Annotated in this window: 18 protein-coding genes and 1 pseudogene; 13 read left to right on the forward strand and 6 right to left on the reverse strand. The window is 74.0% G+C overall.

The genetic code is table 11. The annotated features are described in order from the left end of the window. Window positions 1-11: 11 nt before the first annotated feature. The 10 genes from HNP84_RS16460 (at window position 12) to HNP84_RS16505 (ending at window position 14,419) form a co-directional block, all read left to right on the forward strand. Window positions 12-197: a hypothetical protein gene (locus tag HNP84_RS16460; RefSeq protein ID WP_185050584.1), complete on the forward strand. Its 186-nt coding sequence runs from the start codon at window positions 12-14 to the stop codon at window positions 195-197. 156 nt (window positions 198-353) lie between these two features. Beyond that, window positions 354-2,438, forward strand: a complete 2,085-nt coding sequence (locus HNP84_RS55020; RefSeq protein WP_185050585.1) for a hypothetical protein — start codon at window positions 354-356, stop codon at window positions 2,436-2,438. Further along, window positions 2,431-4,422 carry a TOMM precursor leader peptide-binding protein gene (locus HNP84_RS16470; protein ID WP_185050586.1) on the forward strand — a complete coding sequence of 664 codons (1,992 nt, stop codon included), beginning with the start codon at window positions 2,431-2,433 and terminating at the stop codon, window positions 4,420-4,422. Before HNP84_RS55020 ends, HNP84_RS16470 begins: the two co-directional genes overlap by 8 nt. A gap of 4 nt (window positions 4,423-4,426) precedes the next feature. Beyond that, window positions 4,427-6,040, forward strand: coding sequence for a SagB family peptide dehydrogenase (locus tag HNP84_RS16475; RefSeq protein WP_185050587.1), 1,614 nt, complete (start codon window positions 4,427-4,429; stop codon window positions 6,038-6,040). Between the two features lie 44 nt (window positions 6,041-6,084). Beyond that, window positions 6,085-8,718 carry a lantibiotic dehydratase gene (locus HNP84_RS16480; RefSeq protein WP_185050588.1) on the forward strand — a complete coding sequence of 878 codons (2,634 nt, stop codon included), beginning with the start codon at window positions 6,085-6,087 and terminating at the stop codon, window positions 8,716-8,718. Next, on the forward strand, window positions 8,715-9,725 hold the full coding sequence (locus HNP84_RS16485) for a lantibiotic dehydratase C-terminal domain-containing protein (RefSeq protein ID WP_185050589.1): 1,011 nt from the start codon (window positions 8,715-8,717) through the stop codon (window positions 9,723-9,725). Before HNP84_RS16480 ends, HNP84_RS16485 begins: the two co-directional genes overlap by 4 nt. Continuing rightward, window positions 9,722-10,879, forward strand: coding sequence for a thiopeptide maturation pyridine synthase (locus tag HNP84_RS16490; RefSeq protein ID WP_185050590.1), 1,158 nt, complete (start codon window positions 9,722-9,724; stop codon window positions 10,877-10,879). The genes HNP84_RS16485 and HNP84_RS16490 overlap by 4 nt, the downstream gene beginning before the upstream one ends. After that, a complete protein-coding gene (locus HNP84_RS56065) occupies window positions 10,876-12,393 on the forward strand; it encodes a nitroreductase family protein (protein WP_185050591.1) in 1,518 nt (505 codons plus the stop codon). The genes HNP84_RS16490 and HNP84_RS56065 overlap by 4 nt, the downstream gene beginning before the upstream one ends. Continuing rightward, window positions 12,390-13,745 carry a YcaO-like family protein gene (locus tag HNP84_RS16500; RefSeq protein WP_185050592.1) on the forward strand — a complete coding sequence of 452 codons (1,356 nt, stop codon included), beginning with the start codon at window positions 12,390-12,392 and terminating at the stop codon, window positions 13,743-13,745. The genes HNP84_RS56065 and HNP84_RS16500 overlap by 4 nt, the downstream gene beginning before the upstream one ends. Continuing rightward, window positions 13,745-14,419, forward strand: a complete 675-nt coding sequence (locus HNP84_RS16505) for a TfuA-like protein (protein WP_185050593.1) — start codon at window positions 13,745-13,747, stop codon at window positions 14,417-14,419. The genes HNP84_RS16500 and HNP84_RS16505 overlap by 1 nt, the downstream gene beginning before the upstream one ends. Before the next feature lie 279 nt (window positions 14,420-14,698). On the opposite strand, the gene HNP84_RS16510 is transcribed toward HNP84_RS16505, so the two are convergent. The 3 genes from HNP84_RS16510 to HNP84_RS16520 form a co-directional block, all read right to left on the reverse strand. Then, a complete protein-coding gene (locus tag HNP84_RS16510) occupies window positions 14,699-15,337 on the reverse strand; it encodes a flavoprotein (protein ID WP_185050594.1) in 639 nt (212 codons plus the stop codon). A 148-nt stretch (window positions 15,338-15,485) separates the two neighbouring features. Continuing rightward, on the reverse strand, window positions 15,486-15,635 hold the full coding sequence (locus HNP84_RS16515; protein ID WP_185050595.1) for a hypothetical protein: 150 nt from the start codon (window positions 15,633-15,635) through the stop codon (window positions 15,486-15,488). 42 nt (window positions 15,636-15,677) lie between these two features. Then, complete coding sequence (locus HNP84_RS16520) at window positions 15,678-15,998, reverse strand: hypothetical protein (RefSeq protein WP_185050596.1); 321 nt, start codon at window positions 15,996-15,998, stop codon at window positions 15,678-15,680. Window positions 15,999-16,067: 69 nt separating this feature from the next. On the opposite strand from HNP84_RS16520, the gene HNP84_RS52995 reads away from it, so the two are divergent. Continuing rightward, on the forward strand, window positions 16,068-16,685 hold the full coding sequence (locus HNP84_RS52995) for an AAA family ATPase (RefSeq protein ID WP_246518208.1): 618 nt from the start codon (window positions 16,068-16,070) through the stop codon (window positions 16,683-16,685). A gap of 1,129 nt (window positions 16,686-17,814) precedes the next feature. Here the strand turns inward: HNP84_RS52995 and HNP84_RS57110 are convergent. The 3 genes and pseudogenes from HNP84_RS57110 to HNP84_RS16535 all read right to left on the reverse strand — a co-directional run. Continuing rightward, window positions 17,815-18,534, reverse strand: a pseudogene (locus HNP84_RS57110) (AfsR/SARP family transcriptional regulator); the annotation flags it as partial. A 180-nt stretch (window positions 18,535-18,714) separates the two neighbouring features. Further along, window positions 18,715-19,464, reverse strand: a complete 750-nt coding sequence (locus tag HNP84_RS16530; RefSeq protein WP_185050598.1) for an SDR family oxidoreductase — start codon at window positions 19,462-19,464, stop codon at window positions 18,715-18,717. Window positions 19,465-19,610: 146 nt separating this feature from the next. Further along, window positions 19,611-20,351, reverse strand: coding sequence for an SDR family NAD(P)-dependent oxidoreductase (locus HNP84_RS16535; protein WP_185050599.1), 741 nt, complete (start codon window positions 20,349-20,351; stop codon window positions 19,611-19,613). Between the two features lie 127 nt (window positions 20,352-20,478). Here HNP84_RS16535 and HNP84_RS16540 point away from each other — a divergent pair, with 127 nt between their 5' ends. Then, window positions 20,479-21,078, forward strand: a complete 600-nt coding sequence (locus HNP84_RS16540; protein WP_185050600.1) for a TetR/AcrR family transcriptional regulator — start codon at window positions 20,479-20,481, stop codon at window positions 21,076-21,078. Between the two features lie 441 nt (window positions 21,079-21,519). Further along, complete coding sequence (locus HNP84_RS16545; RefSeq protein ID WP_185050601.1) at window positions 21,520-22,929, forward strand: glycoside hydrolase family 43 protein; 1,410 nt, start codon at window positions 21,520-21,522, stop codon at window positions 22,927-22,929. Window positions 22,930-22,946 lie beyond the last annotated feature (17 nt).

Raw genomic sequence — 22,946 nt, forward strand, 5'->3', positions numbered from 1 at the left:
AGGTATGGCACATGTCGCGTCTCGCCCTTGACCTGGAGGAGCTCGACACCGAGCGGCTCCAGCCCGTCGGCGTCGGCAACATGCAGTTGGCGACGATCGGCAGCGGTCACGGCATGACCGAGGTCGCCGCCTCGGCGTCCTCGTCGTGCTGCAGCGCGAGCTGCTGCCTTGCCTGTTGCTGCTGCTGCTGCGGCTAGCAGCGAGCCAAGCCCGACCGTGAAACAGCGCGGCACGCGTCTACCGCCGCGCGCACCCGGCCAGGTCGAGACGGACCGGCCGGTCCGGCCTGTCGCCGCGAGCACGGCCGACCGCCTCCGTCAGCCCGCCTGTGCCCCGACGCGAAGGACACCCGCATGGAATCCGCGCACGACTCGATCCGGCCCAAGCTCAAGCCCGATGTCTACTGGGTCCCGCACCCCGACGGGGCGGTGTTCGTCCACTCCAGCGCCCATCTCACCGTACGGGGCAAGAGCGCGCTCGCCCTCATGGACCGCCTCGCCCCCCACCTCGACGGTGCCGTCACCCTCGGCGAGCTGGTCACCGGCCTGCCCGACGGCAAGCGTGAGATGGTCACCACGCTGGTGTCCTCGCTGCTCACCGCGGGCCTGATCAAGGACGTCTCCGGCGACGAGCCGCACGGCCTGACGGCCGCGGAGCTGGAGCTGTACGCGGCCGAGATCGCCTACATCGACTACTACCTCGACTCGGCGGCCCGCCGGTTCGAGGTCTACCGCAACACCCCCATCGCGTGCGTCGGCTCCGGGCTGACCCTCACCGCCCTCGCGCACGCCTGCCTGGCCGCCGGGGCCCGCGACGTGCGCGTGCTGGTGACCGGCGAGAGCCCCACCTCCGCCGAGAGGCTGGACGACTACGCCCGCCTGGCCGCCGAACGCGATCCCGCGCAGCGCCTCACCCACGGCCCCCTCTCCGGCTCGCTCGCCGCGGCGATCGGCGACGCCGGCGTCGTGCTGCACGTCTCCGACCGGCCGATGGCCGCCCGCGCCGCCGAACTGGACCGCATCTGCCAGGAGCGGGGCCTCCCGCTGGTGCAGGGCGTCATGGCCGGCGACGAGGCGTGGACCGGCCCGGTCAGCGGCTCCACCGGCATGCTGTGGACCGCCGCCTGGCTGCGCCGCGCCGCCAACCTGGGCCTGCACCCCGACCCGTTCACCGGCACCAGTAGCGACGGCACCGGCGGCGACGGCGCTGGCACCGACGGCACCGGCGCCGAAGGCGCGGAGCCGAGCCCGTTCCTGGCCGGGCCGACCGCGGCGATCGTCGCCAACCGCGTCAGCTTCACCGCCTTCCGCCACATCACCGGCATCGCCGACGCCGACCCGCACAGCGCCGACCCCGCCAAGGCGGGCCGCGCCGCCGTCAGCGTGGTGAACCTGGAGACGCTGAACACCGGCGAGTACCGCTTCCACCCCCACCCCGCCGCCCAGCGCGCCGCCTCCGAGTCCGCCGACGCCTTCGCCGAGCGCTACCGCGCCTTCCTCGCCGCGACCCGGCTCGACGACGAGACGTTCTCGGCCCGCGCCGCGAGTTGCTTCGACCCCCGGCTCGGCCTGTTCGCCGAGATGGACGAGGGCGAGCTGCAGCAGCTCCCCCTGTACGCCGCCCGCGCCCGCGTCTCCGACCCGTTCGGGCACGCCGGCACCGGGGACGGCCGGGAGCGACCGCAGGTCACCGGCGCCGGCGTCACCCAGGCGCAGGCCCGGCACGAGACCGGGATCGCCGCGCTGGCCGCGTACGCCGCGCTCGCCGTGGACCGGCGCCGCCTGACCTCCGACGGCCAGGCGTACGCGCACAACCTGGTGCTGGAGAAGGACGAGCCGGTCCCGGCCGAGCTCCTGTACCCCGTGCTGCGCGCCGAGCCCGGCCCCTTCCGCGTGCCGGTCGGCCTGGTCGCCGGCCCCGACGCCGGCACCGCGCTCGCCGACGGCCTGCTCGCGCACATCGTCGCCCTGACCGCCGCCGCGGCCGTGACGTCCGGCACCCCCTTCCCGCGGGTGGACCTGGACGCCGCCGCGCTGCCGGACACCCCCGCCCGCTACCTGGAGATGCTGCGGGTCGCGCGCGTGCCGCTCACGGCCTACGACGTGACCGGCCCCCTGGGCGTGCCGGTCTACGCCCTGTGCGTGGAGGACCGCACCATCGCCTACGCCGCCGCGCCGCGCCTGGCCGCCGGCCTGGCCCGGGTGCTGCTGGACTACCAGGGCGTCCCCACCCACCTGGACGGCGACGCGCCCGCGCTGCCCGAGCCGCTGCGCGGCACCGACACCGCCGCCTGGCGGGAGGCGCCCGAGCCGGACTGGCGGGCCCTGACCCGGACCCTGCACGAGCACGGTTACCAGGCGCACGCCGCCCCCGCCGGGCACGACCCGGTGATCGCCCGCGTCCTGCCCACCCTGGTCCAGGTGACCGTCCATGGCTGAGCCCACCCTCGCCGCAGCCCCGCCGCGCGTGAGCGTGCTCGGCGCCGGCGCCCTCGGCTCCGCGCTCGCCGAGCGGCTGCGCCCGTACGCCCCCGGCCCCGATGAGGCGCCCGACCTGCTGGTCGTGGCCGGCGACGAGCCCGGCGAGCGCCCGGAGAAGACGCCCTGGCTCCCGGTCGGCGTGGAGCTCGGCACCGTCGTGATCGGCCCCGCCGCCCTGCCGGGCGAGCCCGGCTGCCCGGTCTGCGCGCGCTCCCGGGCCGGCAAGGCCCGCGCCGACGAGGCCGAGCGGCGGCGCGCCCGCGACAGGTTCCCCGACCGCTACCACGCCGACGACGTGCGGCTGACCCGGTTCGGGCTGGCCGTGGTCGCCGACCTCGTCGAGGACGAGCTGGCCCGCCTGCACCGGGGCGAGGCCGCCCGCACCCGCCGCGGCGTCATCCGCGTACGGCTGGACACCCTGGCCACCAGCGTGCACACCTTCCTGCCGGAGCCGCACTGCCCGCAGTGCGGGGAGCTGCCGGAGGACACCGAGGAGGCGGCCCGGATCACGCTGCTCCCGCGCCCCAAGCTCTCCAGGGACGTCTACCGGGTCGGCGACCTGCACGCCCGCGCCGACGAGCTGGTCAGCACGTACGTGGACGCCGAGACCGGCCTGATCCGCGGCCTGTACCGCACCGTCTTCGGCACCTACCCCACGGCCTCGGCGCCCATGGGCCTGGCGCCCGGAGCGGAGGACGTCGAGATGGGCTTCGGCCGGGACCTGGACTTCGCCACCGCCCAGCTCACGGCGATAGCCGAGGCGGTGGAACGGCACGGCGGCATGCGGCCGGGCGGCAAGCGCACGGTCGTGCGCGGCAGCTACCGGCAACTGGCCGAGCGCGCCCTGGACCCCAAGACCCTGGGCCTGTACCCCGCCCACTGGCACGACCGGCCCGGCTTCTACTACCAGCGCTACCACGACGACCTGGAGATGAACTGGGTCTGGGGCCACTCCTTCGCCAGGAACGAGCCGATCCTGGTCCCGGAGACCTACGCCTATTACCGCATGCACGCCCCGGGCCACGGCCACGGACACGGGCACGGCGACGAGATGCCCCTGTCGGGCCCGCGCCCGCCCGTGGACCGCCCCTTCGTCTACGAGATCTCCAACGGCTGCGCCCTCGGCGGCTGCCTGGAGGAGGCGATCCTGCACGGCATCCTGGAGGTCGCCGAGCGCGACGCGTTCCTGCTCACCTGGTACGCCCGCCTCCCCGTGCGCCGCCTGGACCTCGACACCGCCGCCGACCGCCGCATCCCGCTCATGGCCGAGCGGCTGCGCCACGACCTCGGCTACGACGTGCACGCCTTCGACACCACTACCGAGCACGGCATCCCCAGCGTGTGGGTCATGGCCGTGCACCCCAGCGACCACGACGACGTGCCCAAGATGCTGTGCTCGGCCGGCTCGTCGTTCTCACCCGAGCGGGCGGTGGCCAACGCGCTGCTGGAACTGGCCCCCCTGGTGCAGTGGCGGCAGGACAGCATGATCGAGGAGCGCGAGCGCATCCTCGCCATGCTCGACGACCCCGACCAGGTGATCAGCATGCACGACCACTCCCTGGTCAACGCCCACCACGCCGCGTTCCCCCGGCTGGAGTTCCTGTTCCGGGACCCGGGCGCCGTGCCCATCGCCGAGTCCTTCGCCGGCACGTTCCGGCCGCGCAACGAGGACCTCACCGCCGACCTGCGCGCGACCGTGGACCGCTACCTGGAGCGGGGCCAGGACGTGGTGGTGGTGGACCAGACCACCCCCGAGCACGCCGCGGGCGGCTTCACCTGCGTCAAGGTCATCATCCCCGGCCTGCTGCCGATGACCTTCGGCCACCGGCTGCGCCGGGTCGAGGGCCTGCCCCGCCTGTACGAGGTGCCCCGCATGCTCGGCTACGCCGACGCCCCGGCACGCCCGGAGGACATCAACCCGCATCCCCACCCCTTCCCGTAGATCGGTGCACGCGAGCATGGGCAACCTCGACGTCGCCGTCGCCGACGGCTATTGGCACTCCACCTTCTTCGACACCGCCGCCCTGCTGATGGAGAGCGCCGGGGCCGAAGGCGGACCGGACGAGCCACCGAAGTTCAAGAGATACCTCGACCGGCCCCGGCTGGCCCTGCCGCAGCAGGTGCCGCTGCGGCTCGGGCCGCTGGACCGGGTGCTGGCCGGCGACCCCGCGCCGCCGCCCGCCCCGCTGCGGGCCGGGGACCCGGCGCACCCCGACACCCTCGGCGCCCTGCTGTACTACGGCTACGGCTTCTCCCGCCAGGACGTCGGCCCCACCGCGGGCTGGCCCTACCACCGCCTGGTGCCCTCCGCGCGCTGCTTCTACCCGACGGAGCTGTACCTGTGCCTGCCGGGCGGCGGCGACCTGCCCGCCGGCGTCTACCACTACGACCAGCTCCACCACGCCCTGGTGGAGCTGCGGCCCGGCGACCACACCGAATTCCTGGCCGCCGCGGCCGGGGCCGGGTTCGACGGGGCCGCCGCGGTCGCGGTGCTGACCTCCCACTTCTGGAAGACCGCCTTCCGCTACCGCCACTACGCCTACCGGCTGTGCACGCAGGAGGCGGGCATGGTCGCCGGCAACCTGCTGCTGGTGGCGGCGGCGCTCGGCCTGGCCGCGCACACGCACTACCAGTTCCTGGACGAGGCCGTGGACCGCCTCCTCGGGCTCACGCCGGGGGAGGAGCGCACCATGGCGGTGCTGCCGCTGTACCCGGCGGACGCCGCGCCCGCCGCCGTACGCCCCGCGCCCGGGGCCACCGCGGCCGGGCTGTGCGCCCGCATCCCGCCCCTGCACGCGCCCTACGAGGACGTGCCCAAGGACCTGTCGGCCGCCGCCCGCCTGTACGACCTGGACCGCCACTCGGTGCTGGAGGACACCGCCGGGTTCGCCCCGCCGCGCCCGCCCGCCGCTCCGCCCACACCCGGTCACGGGCTCGGGAACGGGCACGTGAACGGGAACGGGCACGGGAACGGGCACGGCCCCGACCTGGCCGTCACGCTGCGCGAGCGCAACTCGGGCGGGACGCTGTTCCGGCCGGTCGGCACGCCCATCGGCGCCGCCGACCTGGACCGGGTGGTGCGCCACGCCCTCGACCCCTCGCCCACCGACCTCGGCGCCCCGCTCAGCGCGGTCCACGTCGTGGTCCAGCACGTCACCGGGGTGCCCGCCGGGATCTACCGGGTGGACGGCGGCGAGCTGCGGCGGGCGGGCGACCTGCCCGAGGGCCGCCTGGACCGCCAGCTCGCCTTCGGGCCGCCCGTGATGGACATGACCGCGGTCAACGCCGTGTGCTACCTGGTCGCCGACCGCGACGAGGCCACCCGGTGGCTGGGCAACCGGGGATACCGCATCGCCGGCATGGACGCCGGAGCCCCCGCCCAGCGCATCTGCGTGCTCGCCGCCGCCGCGGGCCTGGCCGCCCGCCCCGTGAACAGCTACTCCGTGCCTCAGGTACGCGAGCTGCTCGGCATCGAGCGGGACTCGGCCGTCCCCATGTTCCAGATCGCCCTGGGACGGCGCAGCCCGAGCCCGCAGTACGAGCTGCCCATCCTGTTCTGATCCCTTCTCCTCCGTCGCCGACCCCAAAGGAAGGGAGTCCCGACATGCGTGTCGGTATCAGAGTGGCCAGTCTGCCGGTGACCGCCGTCGGCCAACTGCGCTCCGACAAGAGCTGGGCCGCCATCGCCGACGCCGTCGCGACCGGACGCTGGCTGAGGGAGGAGGGCGCGCGGCTGTCGGATGAGCTGTACGAGCTGATCGGACGGCCCGAGACGGCCCCGGTGAAGCCCCGCGCCGTCGCGCTGCGGCGGGCGGTCTTCACCGGGCGCAGGCTGGGCTCCCGGTTGTGGAACCCCGAGATCCGCGCGGTGCTCCCCGAGGAGCTGGCCGCCCGGATCGACGCCTGGGACCGGCGCTACCGGGAGCGCGACGCGATCGTCGCCGACCTGCCGGACCTGATGGCCGGCGAGCTCGCCGAGGTCAACCGGCTGCTGCGCGAGACGCTGCGCGCCCCGGCCTTCCAGTACGGCCTGGTCACCGGCAGCCCGGACCTGTTCGAGGAGCTGACCAAGTGGCTCGGCGGCCCGCGCGACGCGCAGCCCTCCCGCCAGACCCTGCTGCGGCTCACCAAGTACCTGCTGCGGGTCGTCACCAAGACCAGCCCCTACAGCACGTTCACCATCAGCGGCATGACCGGCGTCGTGCCCGGCCACGACGCCGTCCGCTTCACCGGCGACTTCGAGTGGAAGAGCGTGGTGGAGCTGAACATCTGGCTGGTCCGCCGGCTCGCGGTCGCCGCCGTACGCCACCCCGCCCTGCGCGCCACCCAGGTGCTGCGGCCCAACCCCAGCCTCGTCGCCGACGGCGACACCCTCACCTTCCTGGCCGGCGGGCCCGCGGCCGCGCTGGTCAGGCTCCGGCGCAGCCCGGCGCTTGAGGAGAGCCTGCGCCATCTTCAGGAGCATCCCGGCGCCACGTTCACCGGGCTCTGCCGCCACCTGCGCGAGATCGACCCGAAGCTCGACGAGCGCGAAGTGGCGCAGTACGTCGCCAAGCTCGCCGACGCCGGGGTGCTCAACGCCCTGCCGCCGTACGCCGAGCAGGACGAGGACCACCTCGCCACCCTGGCCGCCTGGCTGGGCGGCGGCGGCGCCCCCGAGCTGGACCACCTCGCCGGCGAGGCCCGGCGGCTGCACGCCGACCTGCTGGACTACGCCGGCCTGGCCGATCCGGCCCAGCGGCGCGAACGCAACCGGGTCATCGTCGGACGCCTGGGCGGCATGCTGGAGGCGGCCGACCGCGTCTCCGGCCTCCCCGACGGCGAGCCGCTGCCCCGCAAGAACCTCTTCCACGAGAACGCCGTCTTCCTGTCCCCGGTCGCCGAGCTGGGCCGGGACGCCTGGGAGCCGGTCCTGGCCGACCTGCACGCCCTGCGTCCCGTCCTCGGCATGTTCGATCCGGGCAGGCCCGCCCGCCTCGCGCTCACCCGGGTGTTCACGGCCACGTACGGCGAGGGCGGCACGGCCCCGTGGCTGGACTTCTACCAGACGATCAACCGGCTGATCGGCGGCGGGCACAAGGCGAGCATCGGCGGCGTGGACGGCGCCACCGCCCGCGCCCTGTGCAACGGGCCGTCCACCACGCCCCCCGACGTGTGGCGGGCCCTGCCCTTCGCCCGAGAGCAGTCCGAGCTGACCGACACCGTCGGCAAGGCCATCCGGTTCCGCCCCGCCGACCCGGACGGCGTCGTCCGGCTCAGCCCGGCCGAGCTGGACGCCCTGACCCGCCCCTACGGCCAGTCGGTGGCCGACCCGCTCACCTGCTACGTCCAGCTCGTCGAGTCCGAGGGCCCGCTGCGGATCGTGCTCAACACGGTCTCGGTCGGCGTCGGCCGCGGCCACACCCGGCTGGCCCGCATGCTGCGCCGGGCGGGCGCGCGCGGGTACGACGAGCCGGCCGTGGCCGAGGAGGCGCCCGACGGGTCGCTGCTGGTGGAGAGCGGCGCCGGCTTCGACAGCAACCTCAACCTGCGCACGCCGGGCACCCGCTACGAGCTGGACTACCCCTTCACCGCGCCCGGCCGCCCGGAGGCGTACCGCATCCCCGTCAACGACCTGCTCGTCGCCCACGACTCTGGCACCGACGCCCTGACGCTGCGCTCGCGGCGGCTCGGCCGCCCGCTGCGGCCCGTACACGGCGGCCTGATGGCGGAGATGTGGCTCCCGCCGCCGCTCCGGCACCTCATCGAGATCTTCGGCGCGCCGCCGACGCTGATGCACGCCAGCCTGCCGCTGTTCCTGCCCCGCGACCACGACCCGCGCGAGCTCGGGCTGCGCGTGCTGCCGCGCCTGGAGGTCGGCCGGATCGTGCTGAGCCGCCGCTGCTGGGCGTTCCCGGCCAAGGAGATGCCGCTGCGCGCCAAGGGCGAGAGCGACGCGGGCTACTGGCTGCGCCTGGCCGAGTGGTTCGCCGAGCAGGACATGCCGGAGCGCTTCTACGTCCGCGTCGTGGCCGTCTCGCACACCACGTGGCGGCCCGACCTGAAGTCCCGCAAGCCCATGTACGTCGATGTGGCCATGTGGTACTCGATCGCGCTGCTGGAGCGCGCCATCGCCGACCCCGGCGACCTGGTCATCGTCACCGAGGCGCTGCCCGATCTGGACGCGGCCCCGCGCTACGGCGCCGCCGGGCACGTCACCGAGCTGACCGTCGAGGTCGGCGGCGAGGAGGACCGATGAGCTGGGTGAGCGTGCACGCCTTCCACCAGGGAGACCTGGACGCCCTGCTCACCGCCGGGGTCGTGCCCCTCGCCGAGCGCCTGGCCGGCGACGGCCTGGCCGTGCGGTGGTTCTTCCTGCGCTACTGGGACGGCGGCCCGCACCTGCGCGTACGCGTGCTGGCCGCCGAAGGGCAGGAGGCGCGCGTGGAGCGGGAGCTGGTGGACGGGCTCGGCGCCTACCTGCGCGCCCACCCCTCCGGCACGCTCGACGCCGACGCCTACCGGCGCATGGCCGCGGAACTGGCCCGGATGGAGGGCATGGCCGCGCACGAGGCCGAGCCGCGGCCCAACGACACCGCCCAGCCGGTGCCGTACGTGCCCGAGCGCCACGTCTACGGCGAGCGGGAGGCGCTGGCCGCCGCCGAGCGGCACTTCGCGGAGTCCAGCCGCATCGCCGCGGGCGTGGTGGCGGCGGGCACGCCGCAGGGCCGGCGCCGCGGGCTGGCGCTGTCGGCCGCCCTGCTGGCCCTGGCCGTGGCCGAACCCGACCTGGACGACGTGGCCGCCCGTTTCGCCGCCGGCGCGCAGGCCGCCATCACCGCCGCGCGCGACGCGGGCATGCCGGATCTGTCGGCCTCCTACCTGCCGCAGCGCGAGCGGCTGCTCGCCCACGCCCGCGACCTGTGGCGGCTCGCCGCCACCGGCCCCCAGCAGGACGACGACGAGGACGACGCCCACATCGCCTGGCTGCGCAGCGTACGGGCGCTGCGGCAGCGGCTGGAGGCGGCCCGCGCGGCCGGAGACCTCGACGTCGAGCCCCCGCGCTCGCCGTTCACCTGGCAGACGGCGCACCTGCCCGGCGGGCCCCCCGCCGCGGTGCGCGGCGTGCTGCTGCGCGCCGCCCACCTGTTCAACAACCGCCTCGGCGTCCCGATCAGCGAGGAGATCCACATCAACTACCTGATCGGCAGAACCCTCGCCGACCTTGCACCGAACCGAGAACCCACGACTGTGAGGACACCGTGACCGAGACGACGCGGCAGTGGCACAGCGCGCACATCTACTACTACGACGGGAACGGCGCCGACGCGCTGCTCCTGGACGGGGTCCGGCCACTGATCGCGGCGCTCGGCGAGCGCGGCATGCCGGACGCCTACTTCGTCCGCCACTGGCTGCGCGGCCCCCATGTCCGGGTGCACGTCCACACCGACCCCGCGACCTGGGAGAACGTCGCCAAGCCGCTGATCGAGGACATCGCGGGCGGCTACCTGCGCGAGCACCCGTCCACGCACGTCCCGGACATGGAGCAGGAGGAGCGCGTCCACACCTGGCTGGCCGAGCTGGAACGCGAGCAGGGGCCGCTGACCCCCTGGTTCCCCGACAACTCCATCCAGTACCTGCCGTACGACCGGCGCCTGCACGTGCTCGGCACCGTGGAGGCCGCCGACAACCTCGCCGCGTTCCACGTCGAGACCACCCCGCTCGCCTTCCGCATCCTTCAGGACCACCCCACCAAGTCGGGCAGGCTCGGCGCGCTGCTGTCGCTGATGCTGGCCAGCGCGCAGATCGGCTGCCCGCCCATCACCAAGGGCTACCTGTCCTACCGCTCGCACGCCGAGGGGTTCTTCGCCAACTGCGCCGACCCGCAGCGGATGCGCACCACGTACGAGAACCTGTACCAGGCCAACCGGGAGCCGCTGGCCCGGCGGCTGCGCGCGGTGCTGGCGCTGCTGGACCCCGATGCCCCCGCCGCCGACGTGGACGAGGACGGGTACGAGGAGGCGACCCGCTACCTCGCCGAGTGGGCGCCCATCGCGCGCCGCGTCATCGAGCGCTCGGAGGACCTGGAGGCCCGCGGGCTGCTCGACATGCCGTCCTTCTTCGTGGACGACCCCGACTCCCGGCGCGGCATGGGCTGGGAGAACGTCAGCGACTTCCACAAGGCCCTCATCGGCAACGAGCACGTGCGCGACGAGCTGGCCTCGGCGACGTGGTTCACCGTCTACCGGGTCCTGCTCAACTTCCAGTACCTGCTGTTCAGCAGGCTGGGCCTGACCCCGTCGGAGCGGTTCCTGCTGTGCCACCTCGCCGCGCGCGCGGTGGAGGACGCCCACGACATGGGCCTGGACAAGGTCATCGAGCTGCTGCAGGCCGAGCCCACCGCCTGGGGGCCGAGGTGACGCACGCGCGGGAGGCCGCGGCGGCGCGCCGCTACCTGAGCGAGGGGGAGCGCCTGCAGCCGGGCAACCTGGCCCGGGTGGACTGGGGCCGGAAGCTGCCCGCGGTCAAGCGCTACCCGCCCCGGGCCGCCGTGCGCCCGGCGGACCCGCTGCCCGCGCTGCTGCGCGACGCCTACGGCTGGACCCGCTACCAGTGGGACGACTGGGGGCAGGCCACATCGTTGCCCGGCATGGCCAACCTCGCCCTCGGCCGCCCGCTGCGCGCGGTGCCGTCGGGCGGCGGCCTGTCGTCCTCCGAGCTGTACCCGGTCGGCGAGGTGCCCGGCCTGCCCTCCGGGGCCTACCACTACGACGGCGCCGCCGAGGCGCTCGACCCGGTGCGCGCCAACGTCACCCCGGCCGACCTGGGCCTGGACGACACGCCCCTGGCGTTGCTGATCACCAGCGTGTTCGGCAGGGTGTCCTTCAAGTACGGCGAGTTCGGCTACCGGCTGCAGTGCCTGGACGCCGGCCTGCTCGCCGGGCAGATCCTCGCCGTCCTGGACGCCGCCGGGCTCGGCGGCCGGCTGCACACCCGCTTCCACGACGAGGCGGCGGAGGAACGGCTCGGCCTGACCCCCACCGCCGAACGCCCGCTCGTCGCGGTCGCCGTCCGCGGCCTGCCCCCCGCGGCTCCTGCGGCTCCCGGGGCGGTGCCGCTCGCCGCCCCGGCCCTGCCGACGGAGCACACCCGGCCGCCGCAGGTGCTGGACACCATGCCGCACACCCGTACGCTGTGCGCGGCCAGCCGGGACGGCACCGGGCCCGGCGCTCCGCTCCCGCCGCCGCTCGTGCCCGGCCCCGCGTGGCCGGGCGACGCCGTCGCGCTCCCGCCGCCGGACGCCGACCCGCTGCGGCCGGACGCGCTCGCGGTGGCCCGGCGCGAGCGCCGCAGCCTGGACGGCCGTTTCGGCGTCGGCCCCATCACCCTCGCCCAGGCCGCCACCGTGATCGCCGCCGCCCGGCACACCTGGGAGGGCGACGTCGGCTCCCGGCACGTCCTGCTGTACTGCCTGGTCAACGACGTCACCGGCGTCCCGCGCGGCGCGTACGTCTACGACCCGGCCGGCCACCGGCTGCTCCGCACCCGCGAGGGCGACCTGCGCGAGGAGATGTGGCTGCCGCCGCCGCAGCGCTGGCTGCTCGGCGACCAGCGCTGCGCCATGGCCGTGTACCCGGCGGGCGACTACGCCGCGGGCTTCGCGGCCTGCGGCGACCGCTGGTACCAGATGCAGAACATCGCCGCGGGCGCCGTGGCGCAGCGCGTCCTGCTCGCCGCCGCCGGTGCCGGGCTCAGCAGCCGCATCATGTGCGCCGCCGCCCCCGCCGACGTCGCGAAACTGCTCGCCCTCCCGCCCGCCCACCGCCCCCTGTGCGAGATCCTGATCGGCCCGCGGGGGCACAACGTCGCCTACGCCCAGCCGCTGTCCGCCGGCGACACCTGGCCCGCCCGCACTCCCGAGGTGACCCCATGAAGCTGCGCAGCCGAGTCCCCAAGCACCACAAGACGGGCACCCACCGCGAGGTCCCCGCCACGACCACCCTGGAACGCATCCGCCCGCACCTGCGCACCATCGGCGTCACCAGGATCGCCGACATCACCGGCCTGGACCGGGTGGGCATCCCCGTCTACAACGCGATCATGCCGCGCTCGCAGGAGCGGCTGTCCATCTACAACGGCAAGGGCCCGACCCCCGCCGACGCGATGGCCTCGGCCGTCATGGAGGCCGTGGAACGCTTCTGCGCCTGGCAGCCGATGCGGGCCACCGCCATCGCCTCCTACGCCGACCTCGCCGCCGCCGGGCGCCCGGTCATGGACCCGGCGGCGTACAACCTGGAGCAGGACCGCCGCTACCACCCTGACCTGCCGATCTCCTGGGTGGAGGGGTTCGACCTGATCGCCGGGGAGCCCGTGCTCGTGCCGCAGTGCCTGGGCGGGTACTACCACCGCTTCCACGAGATCCCCACGCACAAGATCACCACCGCGAACGGCATCGCCTCCGGCAACACCCTGGAGGAGGCCGTCTGCCACGGGCTGGCCGAGGTCATCGAGCGCGACGACTGGACCATGGCCGAGCTGGTCGGCAACCGCCTGCGCCAGGTGATCCGGCAGCGGCTGGGCCAGAACGCCCCGCCCGGGGCCGACGAGTGGCTGACCGAGCGCAACCCGAGCATCGACCTGGGCACCCTGCCCGCCTCCGCGCAGCGTTACGTCGAGGCGTTCGAGCAGGCGGGCGTACGCATCGTGCTGAAGTACACCGGAGGCGACAGCACGGTCCCCAGCGTGGCCGCGATGGCGCTGGAGGACAGCGGCGGCGCCTTCTCCGCCGCGCACGCCGGCTACGGCGCCCACCCCGACGCCGAGACCGCGCTGCTGCGGGCGCTCACCGAGGTCGCGCAGAGCCGTGCCGTGGACATCCAGGGCATGCGCGAGGACCTGAGCCAGGCCGGCGACGAGATCCCCGACTGGGACCGCCACGCCGCCAGGAGCGCCAGTGTGGACCCCACGTCCTGGCCCTTCAACGACTCCCCGGCCCCGGTCAAGTTCGCCGACCTGCCCAGCACGCCCAGCGACGACATCGCGGCCGACCTCGCCGTGATGCTCGCCGAATGCCGGCGGCGCGGCCTGGACCGGGTCATCGCCCTGGACCGCACCGCCCCCGGCCTGCCCGTCGCGGTGGCCCGGGTGCTGGTGCCCGGCGCCGAGTCCTGGGGCGTGGACCAGAGCAAGCTCGGCCCCCGGGCGGGCGCCCGGTGGGACGCGGAGCTCAAGGAACTGATCCGCCGGCGCGACGAAGGCGCCGCCGGCGGGGGAGAGGAGTCCTGATGCGCGCGGTGGTCTTCGTCGGCCCGAGCGTCCCGCCCGAGACCGTGCGCCAGATGGTGGACGGCCGGGCCGAGGTGCTCCCGCCCGTACGCCGGGGCGACATCCACGCCCTGTACCGCGACGGCGCGGCCAAGCCCACCCACATCGGCGTCATCGACGGCCAGTTCTTCCAGGGCCTGTCGATCTCGCCCAAGGAGATCCTGGCCGTCATGGACGACCACGGGGCCAAGGTCTACGGCGCGGCCAGCATCGGCGCGCTGCGCGCCGCGGAGCTGCACACCTGGGGGATGACCGGCATCGGCGAGATCTTCGAGATGTACCGCGACGGCCGGGTGGACGGCGACGACGAGGTGGCCATCACCTACGACGAGGACACCCTGCGCCCGCTGTGCGAGCCCATGGTCAACATGCGCGTGGCCTTCGACGCGGCCCGCGAGCGCGGCATCGTCTCCGCCGACGTGGCCGAGCGCGCGGTGGAGGCGGCCAAGGCCCTCTACTTCCCGGACCGGACCTACCGCCGGGTGCTCGACGAGCTGGCCGGGACGATCCCGGCCGGCGACCACGCCCGCCTGGCCGCCTTCCTGGAGGGAGAGGAGGCGCCCGACGCCAAGCGCGCCGACGGCATCGCGCTGCTGGAGCGGATGCTGGCCGACGCCTCCTCCAGCGCCTCGTAGCGCAGGCGCCTCCGCCGGCGGCTCGTGGCCCCGTCCCGCCACCGCGCCGCGATCCGGTTAGCGCGCGGTCCGGTTAGCGCGCGAGCGCGCGGTCCGGTCAGCGTGCGGTCCGGTCAGCGTGCGGTCCGGTCAGCGTGCGGTCCGGTCAGCGTGCGGTCCGGTCAGCGCGCCGTCCCGCTGGCGAGGGCGTCGCGCTCCCGGGGCCGTCGCGGTAGCAGGGGCGTCGCGGTAGCAGGGGCGTCGCGGTAGCAGGGCCGTCCCGGTAGCAGGGCCCTCCCGCTACCGGGCCGCCGCGCCGCCCGCCCGCTCCCCGTCCGCCTCGGCGGTGCGGGCGGCGACCAGCGACCGCAGGGCGACGCATATCTCCTCGGGGGTCGGCAGCACCGGGGCGTCCACCATTTCCCCGGTGCCCACCTCCAGCGCCTTGCGGATCGGCGGGCGCACCACCACGTGCCCGTCCTTCTGCAACGCCGCCAGATTCCTTTTCAGCGCCGGATTCGACCACATGCTCTGGTTCATGTTCGGAAAGAACACCACACCGGGCGGAGCGGCCATGATCGTGGCGGTGAGCAGATTGGGCGCCAGGCCGTTGGCGGCCATTCCGATGGTGTTCGCGCTCGCGGGCAGCACCACGAAGAGCGAGGCCCACTGCGCCAGTTCCACATGCGCCGCCGAGCGGGGGCCGTCCGGCCCGCCCGATACGACCTCGTCGCAGTACAGCGCGATCGTCGAGGCCGGCACGATCCGCTCCGCGGCCTCGGTGGTGACCACCCGGATCTCCCTGGCCGGCAGCGAGCGCAGCACGACCAGGTAGGAGGCGATGTTGATCACCCCTACCGACCCGGACACCCCCACGAGCAGCCGCTCCACGACATCGGGAGCGGCCTGCCGCGGCACCGTGCCGGTTGAAACGCCCATGTGAAATCCCCTTGTCCGCGTGCTTCGCCCAAACGAGGGCCTCGGCGCATATTGAAACGGCTTTCGGAAGAATCCCCGGCAAGCGAAGGGAGAATTCAGGCAGAGCATTCCGGAAACTTTTGTCAGGCCGGGTTCATGAATGGCTCGGTCATTTTCTGCTGTGCGATTCACCGGCGATCGTGTGAAATGTCGCCCGCTCGTGTGCGCGGGCCTCGATCGCCTGCTTCATCTCCTCCGCGCCGCGCTCGACCCGGGCACGCACGCCGGGCCCGGCCTCGTGCGGCAGCACGTCTCTCATGCGGGCACGGGACCGCCCGACTCTACACGCCGCCCCGGGGCCTCAGTCCGGCCGCTGCTCGTTCCCCCCGAGCGCCCGGCGCAGAAGGTGGTAGAACAGCAGCCCGAGCATGCCGAGCACCACCAGGCGGCGCAGGCCGTGGCGGGCGCGGGCGGCGAGCGAGGGCGGGCCGCCGTCGCCGGTCTGCGCGAAGGGGACCTCCGGGTACGCGGCGCGGGCGCCCCGCCGGGCCTCCTCCGCGCTGTGATAGTCGGTATTGCTCAGCCGCACGGCCCGGCCGCCGTCCGCCGCCGGCCCGACGTACCGCCAGCGCCACCGGCCGGCGTGCGCCGGCCGGACCTCCAGGTGTTCACTGCCGTCCACGCCGGATCTCTGCCCCGGGGACGCCCCGGTAACGGCGTGCTTCGCCGGGCCGTACGCCAGGATGGCCCCATGACCCATGACGATCACGCCGTCGCGCCGGTGGTCCTGCTCTCCGGACCGCCCGGCGCCGGCAAGTCGACCGTGGCCCGCCTGGTCGCCGACGCGGTGGCGCCGAGCGTGCACCTGCACACCGACGACTTCTACCACGCGATCCGCCAGGGGTACGTGGCCCCGTTCCTGCCGGAGTCGCGGCGGCAGAACGAGACCGTCATGAAGGTGATCGCCGCCTGCGCCTTCACCTACGCCGCCGGCGGCTACCACGTGGTCGCCGACGGCGTCGTCGGGCCCTGGTTCGCCGGGCCGTTCCGGGACGAGGCCGCGGCCAGGTCGATCCCGCTGCACTACGTCGTGCTCCTGCCCGACCTGGACACCACCCTGGCCCGCGCGGTCGCCCGCGGCCCCGACGCCCTCACCGACCCGGGGCCGGTCCGGCTCATGCACGAGCAGTTCGCCGACCTCGGTCCCTACGCCCGCCACGCGCTCGACTCCACCGGCCTCACCCCGGCCCGGACGGCCGAGGCCGTCCGGCGCGGGATCGCGGAGGGGCGCTTCCTCCTGCCGCCCGGCGCAGAGGCGGCACCTGCCGCGCCCCCGACCACGGGCCCGGGGCCGGCACGGCCCCGGTGAGGTCCGCGTGGGCGTGGCCCCGGGCGAACGTCCACAGCGGGGGCTGGTAGAGGTAGCGCTCCGGGCCGCCGGGCTCCAGCAGGTGGGCGTCCACGAGCGATTCCAGCAGGATCTCGGTGTCCTGGCGCGGCAGGTCCAGCGCGGCCGCGGCGGCGGTGAGAGAGAACTCGGGGGTCTCCAGCGTCGCGAGCAGCCGGAACGCCCGCGTCTGGGCGGGGGAGAGCTGCTCCAGCAGCGACTCGTACGGCTGCTCGATGGCCCGGCACTCGGGCGGGAACACCGGTGAGGCCGGATCGGGGCGGCCGATGCGCCGCATGGCCTCGGCGAGGGTCCACCCGGGACGGGAGGCGATGCGGGCGCCGAGGGCCAGGAGCACGTGCGGCATGCCGCCCGTGCGCCGGACCAGCTCGCGGGCCGCCGCCTCCTCCTCGCGCAGCCGCCCGCCGCCGATCAGGGTCTCCAGCAGCGCGAGCGAGTCGTCCTCGCGCAGGCCGCCCAGCTTCAGCCAGTGCGCGTGCGCCAGGTCGTAGAGCCGCCGCCGGGCCGTGATCACCACCGCCGGCCCGCCGGAGCCGGGCAGCAGCGGACGCACCTGGGCGGCGTCGCGGGCGTCGTCCAGCACGACGAGGAGCCGGCGGCCGGAGGTGAGCGTGCGCCACAGCGCCGCCCGCTCGCTGAACGACTCGGGCAGCCCGGCATCGGGGACGCCGACGCCGCGCAGCAGCTCGGCCAGCGGATCGCCGGTAGCGCCGAGGTCCACGAAGAGCTGGCCGTCGGGGAAGCGCGCGGCCACCGCGTGCCCGACGTGTACGGCCAGGGCGGTCTTCCCCACGGCGGCCAGCCCCTCGATCCCGGCCACGGGCACGGCCGCGGCGGAGGGGACCAGGGCGCCCGCGATGCGCGCACCCTCCTCGGCGCGCCCGGCGAACTCCGGCACGTCGGGAGGAAGCTGCGCGGGCACCCGCCCCGGCACGGCCACGGGCACAGCGGACGCGTTGGCCACTGCGGACGCGTTGGCCACTGCGGACGCGTTGACCACGGCGGACGCGGGGGTGGACACGGCGGGCACTGGCGGTTCTGCGGGCGCGACGGGCGCGGCCAGCGCCGGGTCGGAGGCGAGGATGCGCCGCTGCATCTCGCGCAGCTCGGGCCCGGGGTACAGGCCCAGCTCGGCGGCGAGCAGCCCCTGGATCTCGGCGAACACGGCCAGCGCGTCGGCCTGCCGGCCCGACCGGTACAGCGCCAGCATCAGCAGCTCGCGCGGGCGCTCGCGCAGCGGCTGCTCGGCGATCACCCGGGCCAGTTCCTCGACGGCCTCGGCGTGCCGGCCGGACTCGATGTCGGCCGCCGCCAGGTCCTCGATCGCCGTGAGCCGGAGCTGCTCCAGCCGGGTGCGCTCGAACTCGGCGTACTCGCCGTTGACGCCGGCGAGCGGGGCGCCGCGCCACAGGCCGAGCGCGGCCCGCAGCGCGTCCGCCGCCGCGGGCGCGTCGCCGGCGCGGCGGGCCTGCCTGGCCGTGCCGAGCAGGCGCTCGAACTCGATCAGGTCGAGGTCGCGGGTGCGCAGGGCGTACCCGCCGCCGACCGACTCGATCACCGCGGCCGGGTCGCCGGGTTCGAGCACGCGGCGCAGCCGGGAGACGTACGAGCGGACCACGCCGACCGCCGCCCGGGGGGCGGCCTCGCCCCAGATGGCGGAGATGAGCCGGTCAGGGGATGCCGGCGTGCCCGCCTGGAGGAGCAGCACGGCCAGGATCGCCCGCTGCTGCGGCGGGCCCAGCTCGACCTCCTCATCGCCGCGCCAGGCGCGCACGGGGCCGAGAACCTGGAACCGCAGCCGTTCGCCCACGTGGAATCCTCTCCGCAACGTCCAGATCGCGCAACGGCCGGTGCCCGGCCGCTATTTCCGATCATCGCGCATCGCGGGCGGGTGGAGCGGCGGCGCGCGCACGACCGCCCCATCAGACGGACGCCCTCGGCGAGATGCCGTCGGCGCTCGTGGTGCAGACCCCACCTGGACGAATCGAGGTCAGTAGGCGAGTTCTCCGATGCCGCCATCGACGCGCAGGACGGTGCCGGCGGTGTAGGCGGACTCGTCAGAGGCCAGGTAGACGGCCGCCTTCGCCAGTTCGGTGGCGGTGCCGATGCGATGCAGGGGCACGGTCCGCCGGAGTTCGTCGTAGATGGCGGCCTGTCGCTCGGGGCCGAGCGAGTTGAACGTGCCCGTGAGGGTCGGCCCCGGGCTCAGCCCGTTGACCCGGATGCCCCGGTCCTTCAGCTCATAGGTCAGCCCGCGGGAAAAGGACAGCAGGCCCGCCTTGGCGGCACCGTAGACCGCCGCGTTCTCGTGCCCGATGAAAGCCGAGACGGAGCCGACGAGGATGACCGACGCTTGCCGTGACAACAGCGGCAGCAAGGCCTTGATCAGGAAGAACGGCCCCTTGAGATTGGTGGCGACGAGCCTGTCGAATGCCTCCTCGGTCCATTCCTCGATCGGAAGATGGGTGACGTCGGCCGCGTTGCTCATCACGATGTCGAGCCGCGGCCACTCCTCCTGCAGCCGCGCCGCGAGTGCCGCCTGGCCGGGCACGTCGCCGGCGTCGCTGACGATGGGCAGCAGCGGGCCGTCCAACTGCCGGGCGGCCTCCTCCAGCCGTTCCCGCGAGCGGCCGGTGATCGCGACTGCCGCTCCTTCGGCGAGGAACTCGCGGGCGGTCTCCAGCCCGATGCCGCTCGTCCCGCCCGTGATCAGTGCGTGCTTTCCCGTAAGACGACCCATTGAACTCATTTCCTCACTCGCGCCGAGGCACGTGGTTCCGGTGACGATGGTTCTGGCAACGATGACGGGCCATCCCCGCCATCACGGGACACCCCCCAGAGGCCGGCTTGCTCGCTGCGGATGTGGCCTGGCCGGCGGGTTCGGGATCAGATGGCGGTACGGCCTCCGTCGGCGGCCACGACGGCACCGGTGACGTAGCTTGCCCGGTCGCCGGCGATGAAGGCGATGACCTGGGCGACCTCGGCGGGGTCGGCGGCGCGCTTGAGCGCGGTCGTCAGTCCCATGCCGCCGAGGTCCGGGCCCATGGCCGCCACCACCTTGGAGGTGGTCATCGGGCCGGGCGCCACGGCGTTGACGCGCACGTTCGAGGCGGCGAACTCGGCCGCCCAGGTGCGGGTCAGGGATTCGAGCGCCGCCTTGGTGGCACCGTAGACCGCCATCTGCGGCATGCCCAGGCCGGCGGCGGTGGAGCTGACGTTGACGATGCTGCCGCCCCCGCCGGCGGCCATCTTCGGTGCGAGCCGGGCGACCAGGACGAACGGCGCGCGCACGTTGACCGCGAAGGCGGCGTCGTAGGCGGCGAGGTCCTGCTCGGCGGTCGCGCTGAACGGGACGACGCCCGCGTTGTTGACGAGGATGTCCACCGCCCCGGCGTCCTCGGCCAGCCGCTGCACGGCCTGCGGGTCGGCCAGGTCGGCGGGAATGAAGCGCACGGTGCCGGTCGCGCTCCCCCGCACGTCGTCCACGACCCGGGCGCCGCGGTCCGGGTCGGTGCCGGTGATGATCACGTTGGCCCCGCCGGCGGCGAGGACCCTCGCCGTCGCGTGCCCGAGGCCGCCGATGGCGCCCGATCCGGTGATCAGCGCCGTCTTTCCCTCGAAGTCCATGTGGTCCTGCCTCTCGTCCTCCGGCGCGCTCGCGCGCCGCCGACTTCTGTGTGATCGTTCAATAAGTCGGCCGGCCCTCACCGTACGGCTTTTTGTGCGAGCGGTCAAAAAGTCCTAACCTTGGGACGTGGCACGGACAGGACGCCCCCGCGCATTCGACAAGGACCAGGCCCTGGAGCGCGCGCTCCTGCTGTTCTGGTCCCGGGGCTACGGAGCGACCTCCATTCAGGACCTCGTCGAGGCGCTGGCCCTGGAGCGGGGCAGCCTGTACGGCGCTTTCGGCGACAAGCGGAACTTCTACCTGGCGGCGGTCCAGTTGTACTGGGACACCTACGAGCGCCGGCTGGTCGCGGCACTGGAGGCCGGGCCGGTGCTGCCGGCGCTGCGCGAGGTGCTCGCCACTCCGGCCCGGACGCAGGAGTACGCCTCCGACCTCGGCAGCCCGCAAGGGTGCATGATCGGCAACACCACCGCCGAACTCGTTCCGCAGGATGCCGAGGCCCGCGAGATCGTCGCCCGCGCGCACGCCCGGTTCACCCGGATCGTCGCCGACGCCCTGCGGCGCGGGCAGGCCGACGGCGAGGTCACCCAGAGCGCCACCCCCGAGGCCCAGGCGCAGCTCCTGCTGTTCACCGTCCAGGGCCTTTCCCTGGTCTCCCGCGCAGGACTCGACACGGCCGCCGCGCTCGCCGCCGTCGATGCCCTGATCGACGCCCTTCGCGCTTGAAGCGCATTCTGCCCGCGAGCGATCGGCGGCTCGTTGGTCAGCGGGAACCTCCTCAACGCCCGACGCCGTTTCACGTCGGCGTTGTGAACGCTAACACGAGCATCGTCAAGTGACGGGCCCGTCTCGGCGAAGGCTTCCGCTTCGGGCGGCGGAGAGGGTGGCGTGGTTCCGCGGGTGGGTGCGCGCGGCGGTGAATCCGACCGAGCTGAAACCTCATCTGACATGCTGTTTCGGTCGATGCGTCCGGGGTGCGGCCTGCAGTCCGGCGAGAATTCCCTCTTGACGGTCGGCGCGTTTGCGTTGACGCTTGGCACACATCTCCCCGCGCACTGGTGAAGCGCCGGAAACAGCACAGAAATGTTAGCGCTAACAAGACAAGGAGGAGAGAAGCCCCGTGAACGCTCGGCTCCAACCGCTCGGCGTCCCAAGCGAGAGGCATCGATGAACACGAACCCCCACTTCACTCCGCGCGGCCGGGTCCGCGGTGCGCTGGTGCTGATGATCGCCGCGGTGCTGGCCCTGGGCCAATCCGTCCTGCCCGCGTCCCCGGCCGCCGCCGCGGCTCCCTATGACGCCTACGTGATGGGCTACTTCACCGAAACGCCCGGCGGGCAGGGCGCCGACTACGGCCTGCACCTGGCCGTCAGCTCCGACGGCCTCGACTGGACGCCGCTCAACCAGAACAATCCCGTGGTCACCCCCACCGCCGGCACCGGTGGCCTGCGCGACCCGTTCATCCTGCGCAAGCAGGACGGCACCTTCGTGGTGCTGGCCACCGACCTCAAAGGCACCGACTTCAGTCAGAACAATCAGTACATCCACGTCTGGGACTCACGCGACCTGACCGGTTTCACCGGCTACCGCCGGATCAGGCTGCACTCGATGCCCACCCACACCTGGGCGCCGGAAGCGTTCTGGGACCCCGCCCGCGGCCAGTACGGCATCGTCTACTCGGCCCACAACGGCACCCGCGACGTGTTCATGGTCAACTACACCGGCGACTTCGTGAACGTCAGCGCGCCGCAGGTGTTCTTCGACCCCGGCCACAACGTGCTGGACGCAACCGTGCTGGTCGAGGGCGGAACGGCCTACCTGTACTACAAGAACCTGAACGACGGGAATCTCTACGGCGCCCGCTCCGGCAGCCTGGCCCCGGGCAGCTTCACCACCTACACCGGCCCGCTGCGCCAGGGGAACGCCATCGAGGCCCCGATCGTGGTCAAGTCCAACACGAGCAGCACCGCCTACCTGTGGGGCGACTCCTTCTCCCCGGTCAACGGCGAGTTCTACGCCTGGTCGGCGCCCAGCCTCGGCAGCGGGTCCTGGAGCGTGCTGAGCCAGCGGGCCTACACCCAGCCGCTCAACGCCAAGCACGCGACGATCGCCCCCATCACCGCCGCCGAGCAGTCGCGGCTGCTCGGCCGCTGGGGCGCGCCGGCCTGGAACCGGCTGAAGTCCTACAACTACCCCGACCGGTACGTGCGGCACCAGAACCACCTCGCCCGCATCGACCCGTATCCGTTCGACCCGTACACCGACCAGCAGTGGCGGCTGGTCCCCGGCCTGGCCGACCCGGCCGGGGTGTCCTTCCAGTCCGTCTCCGACCCCGGCCGATACCTGCGGCACTACGACTACGCCGTGCGCCTCGACCCGGACGACGGATCGGCGCAGTTCCGGGCCGACGCGACGTTCCACCGCACGCCGGGACTGGCCGACGCCGGTTGGACGTCGTTCCGGTCCCACAACTTCCCCGACCGCTACCTGCGGCACAGCGGCTATCTGCTGCGCATCGACCCGGACGACGGCTCGGCCGGGTTCCGGCAGGACGCCACCTTCAGGGTCGGCTCCTGACTCACCCCCCAAGGAGT

It is taken from the genome of Thermocatellispora tengchongensis (assembly GCF_014202315.1).
GTDB classification, from domain to species: domain Bacteria; phylum Actinomycetota; class Actinomycetes; order Streptosporangiales; family Streptosporangiaceae; genus Thermocatellispora; species Thermocatellispora tengchongensis.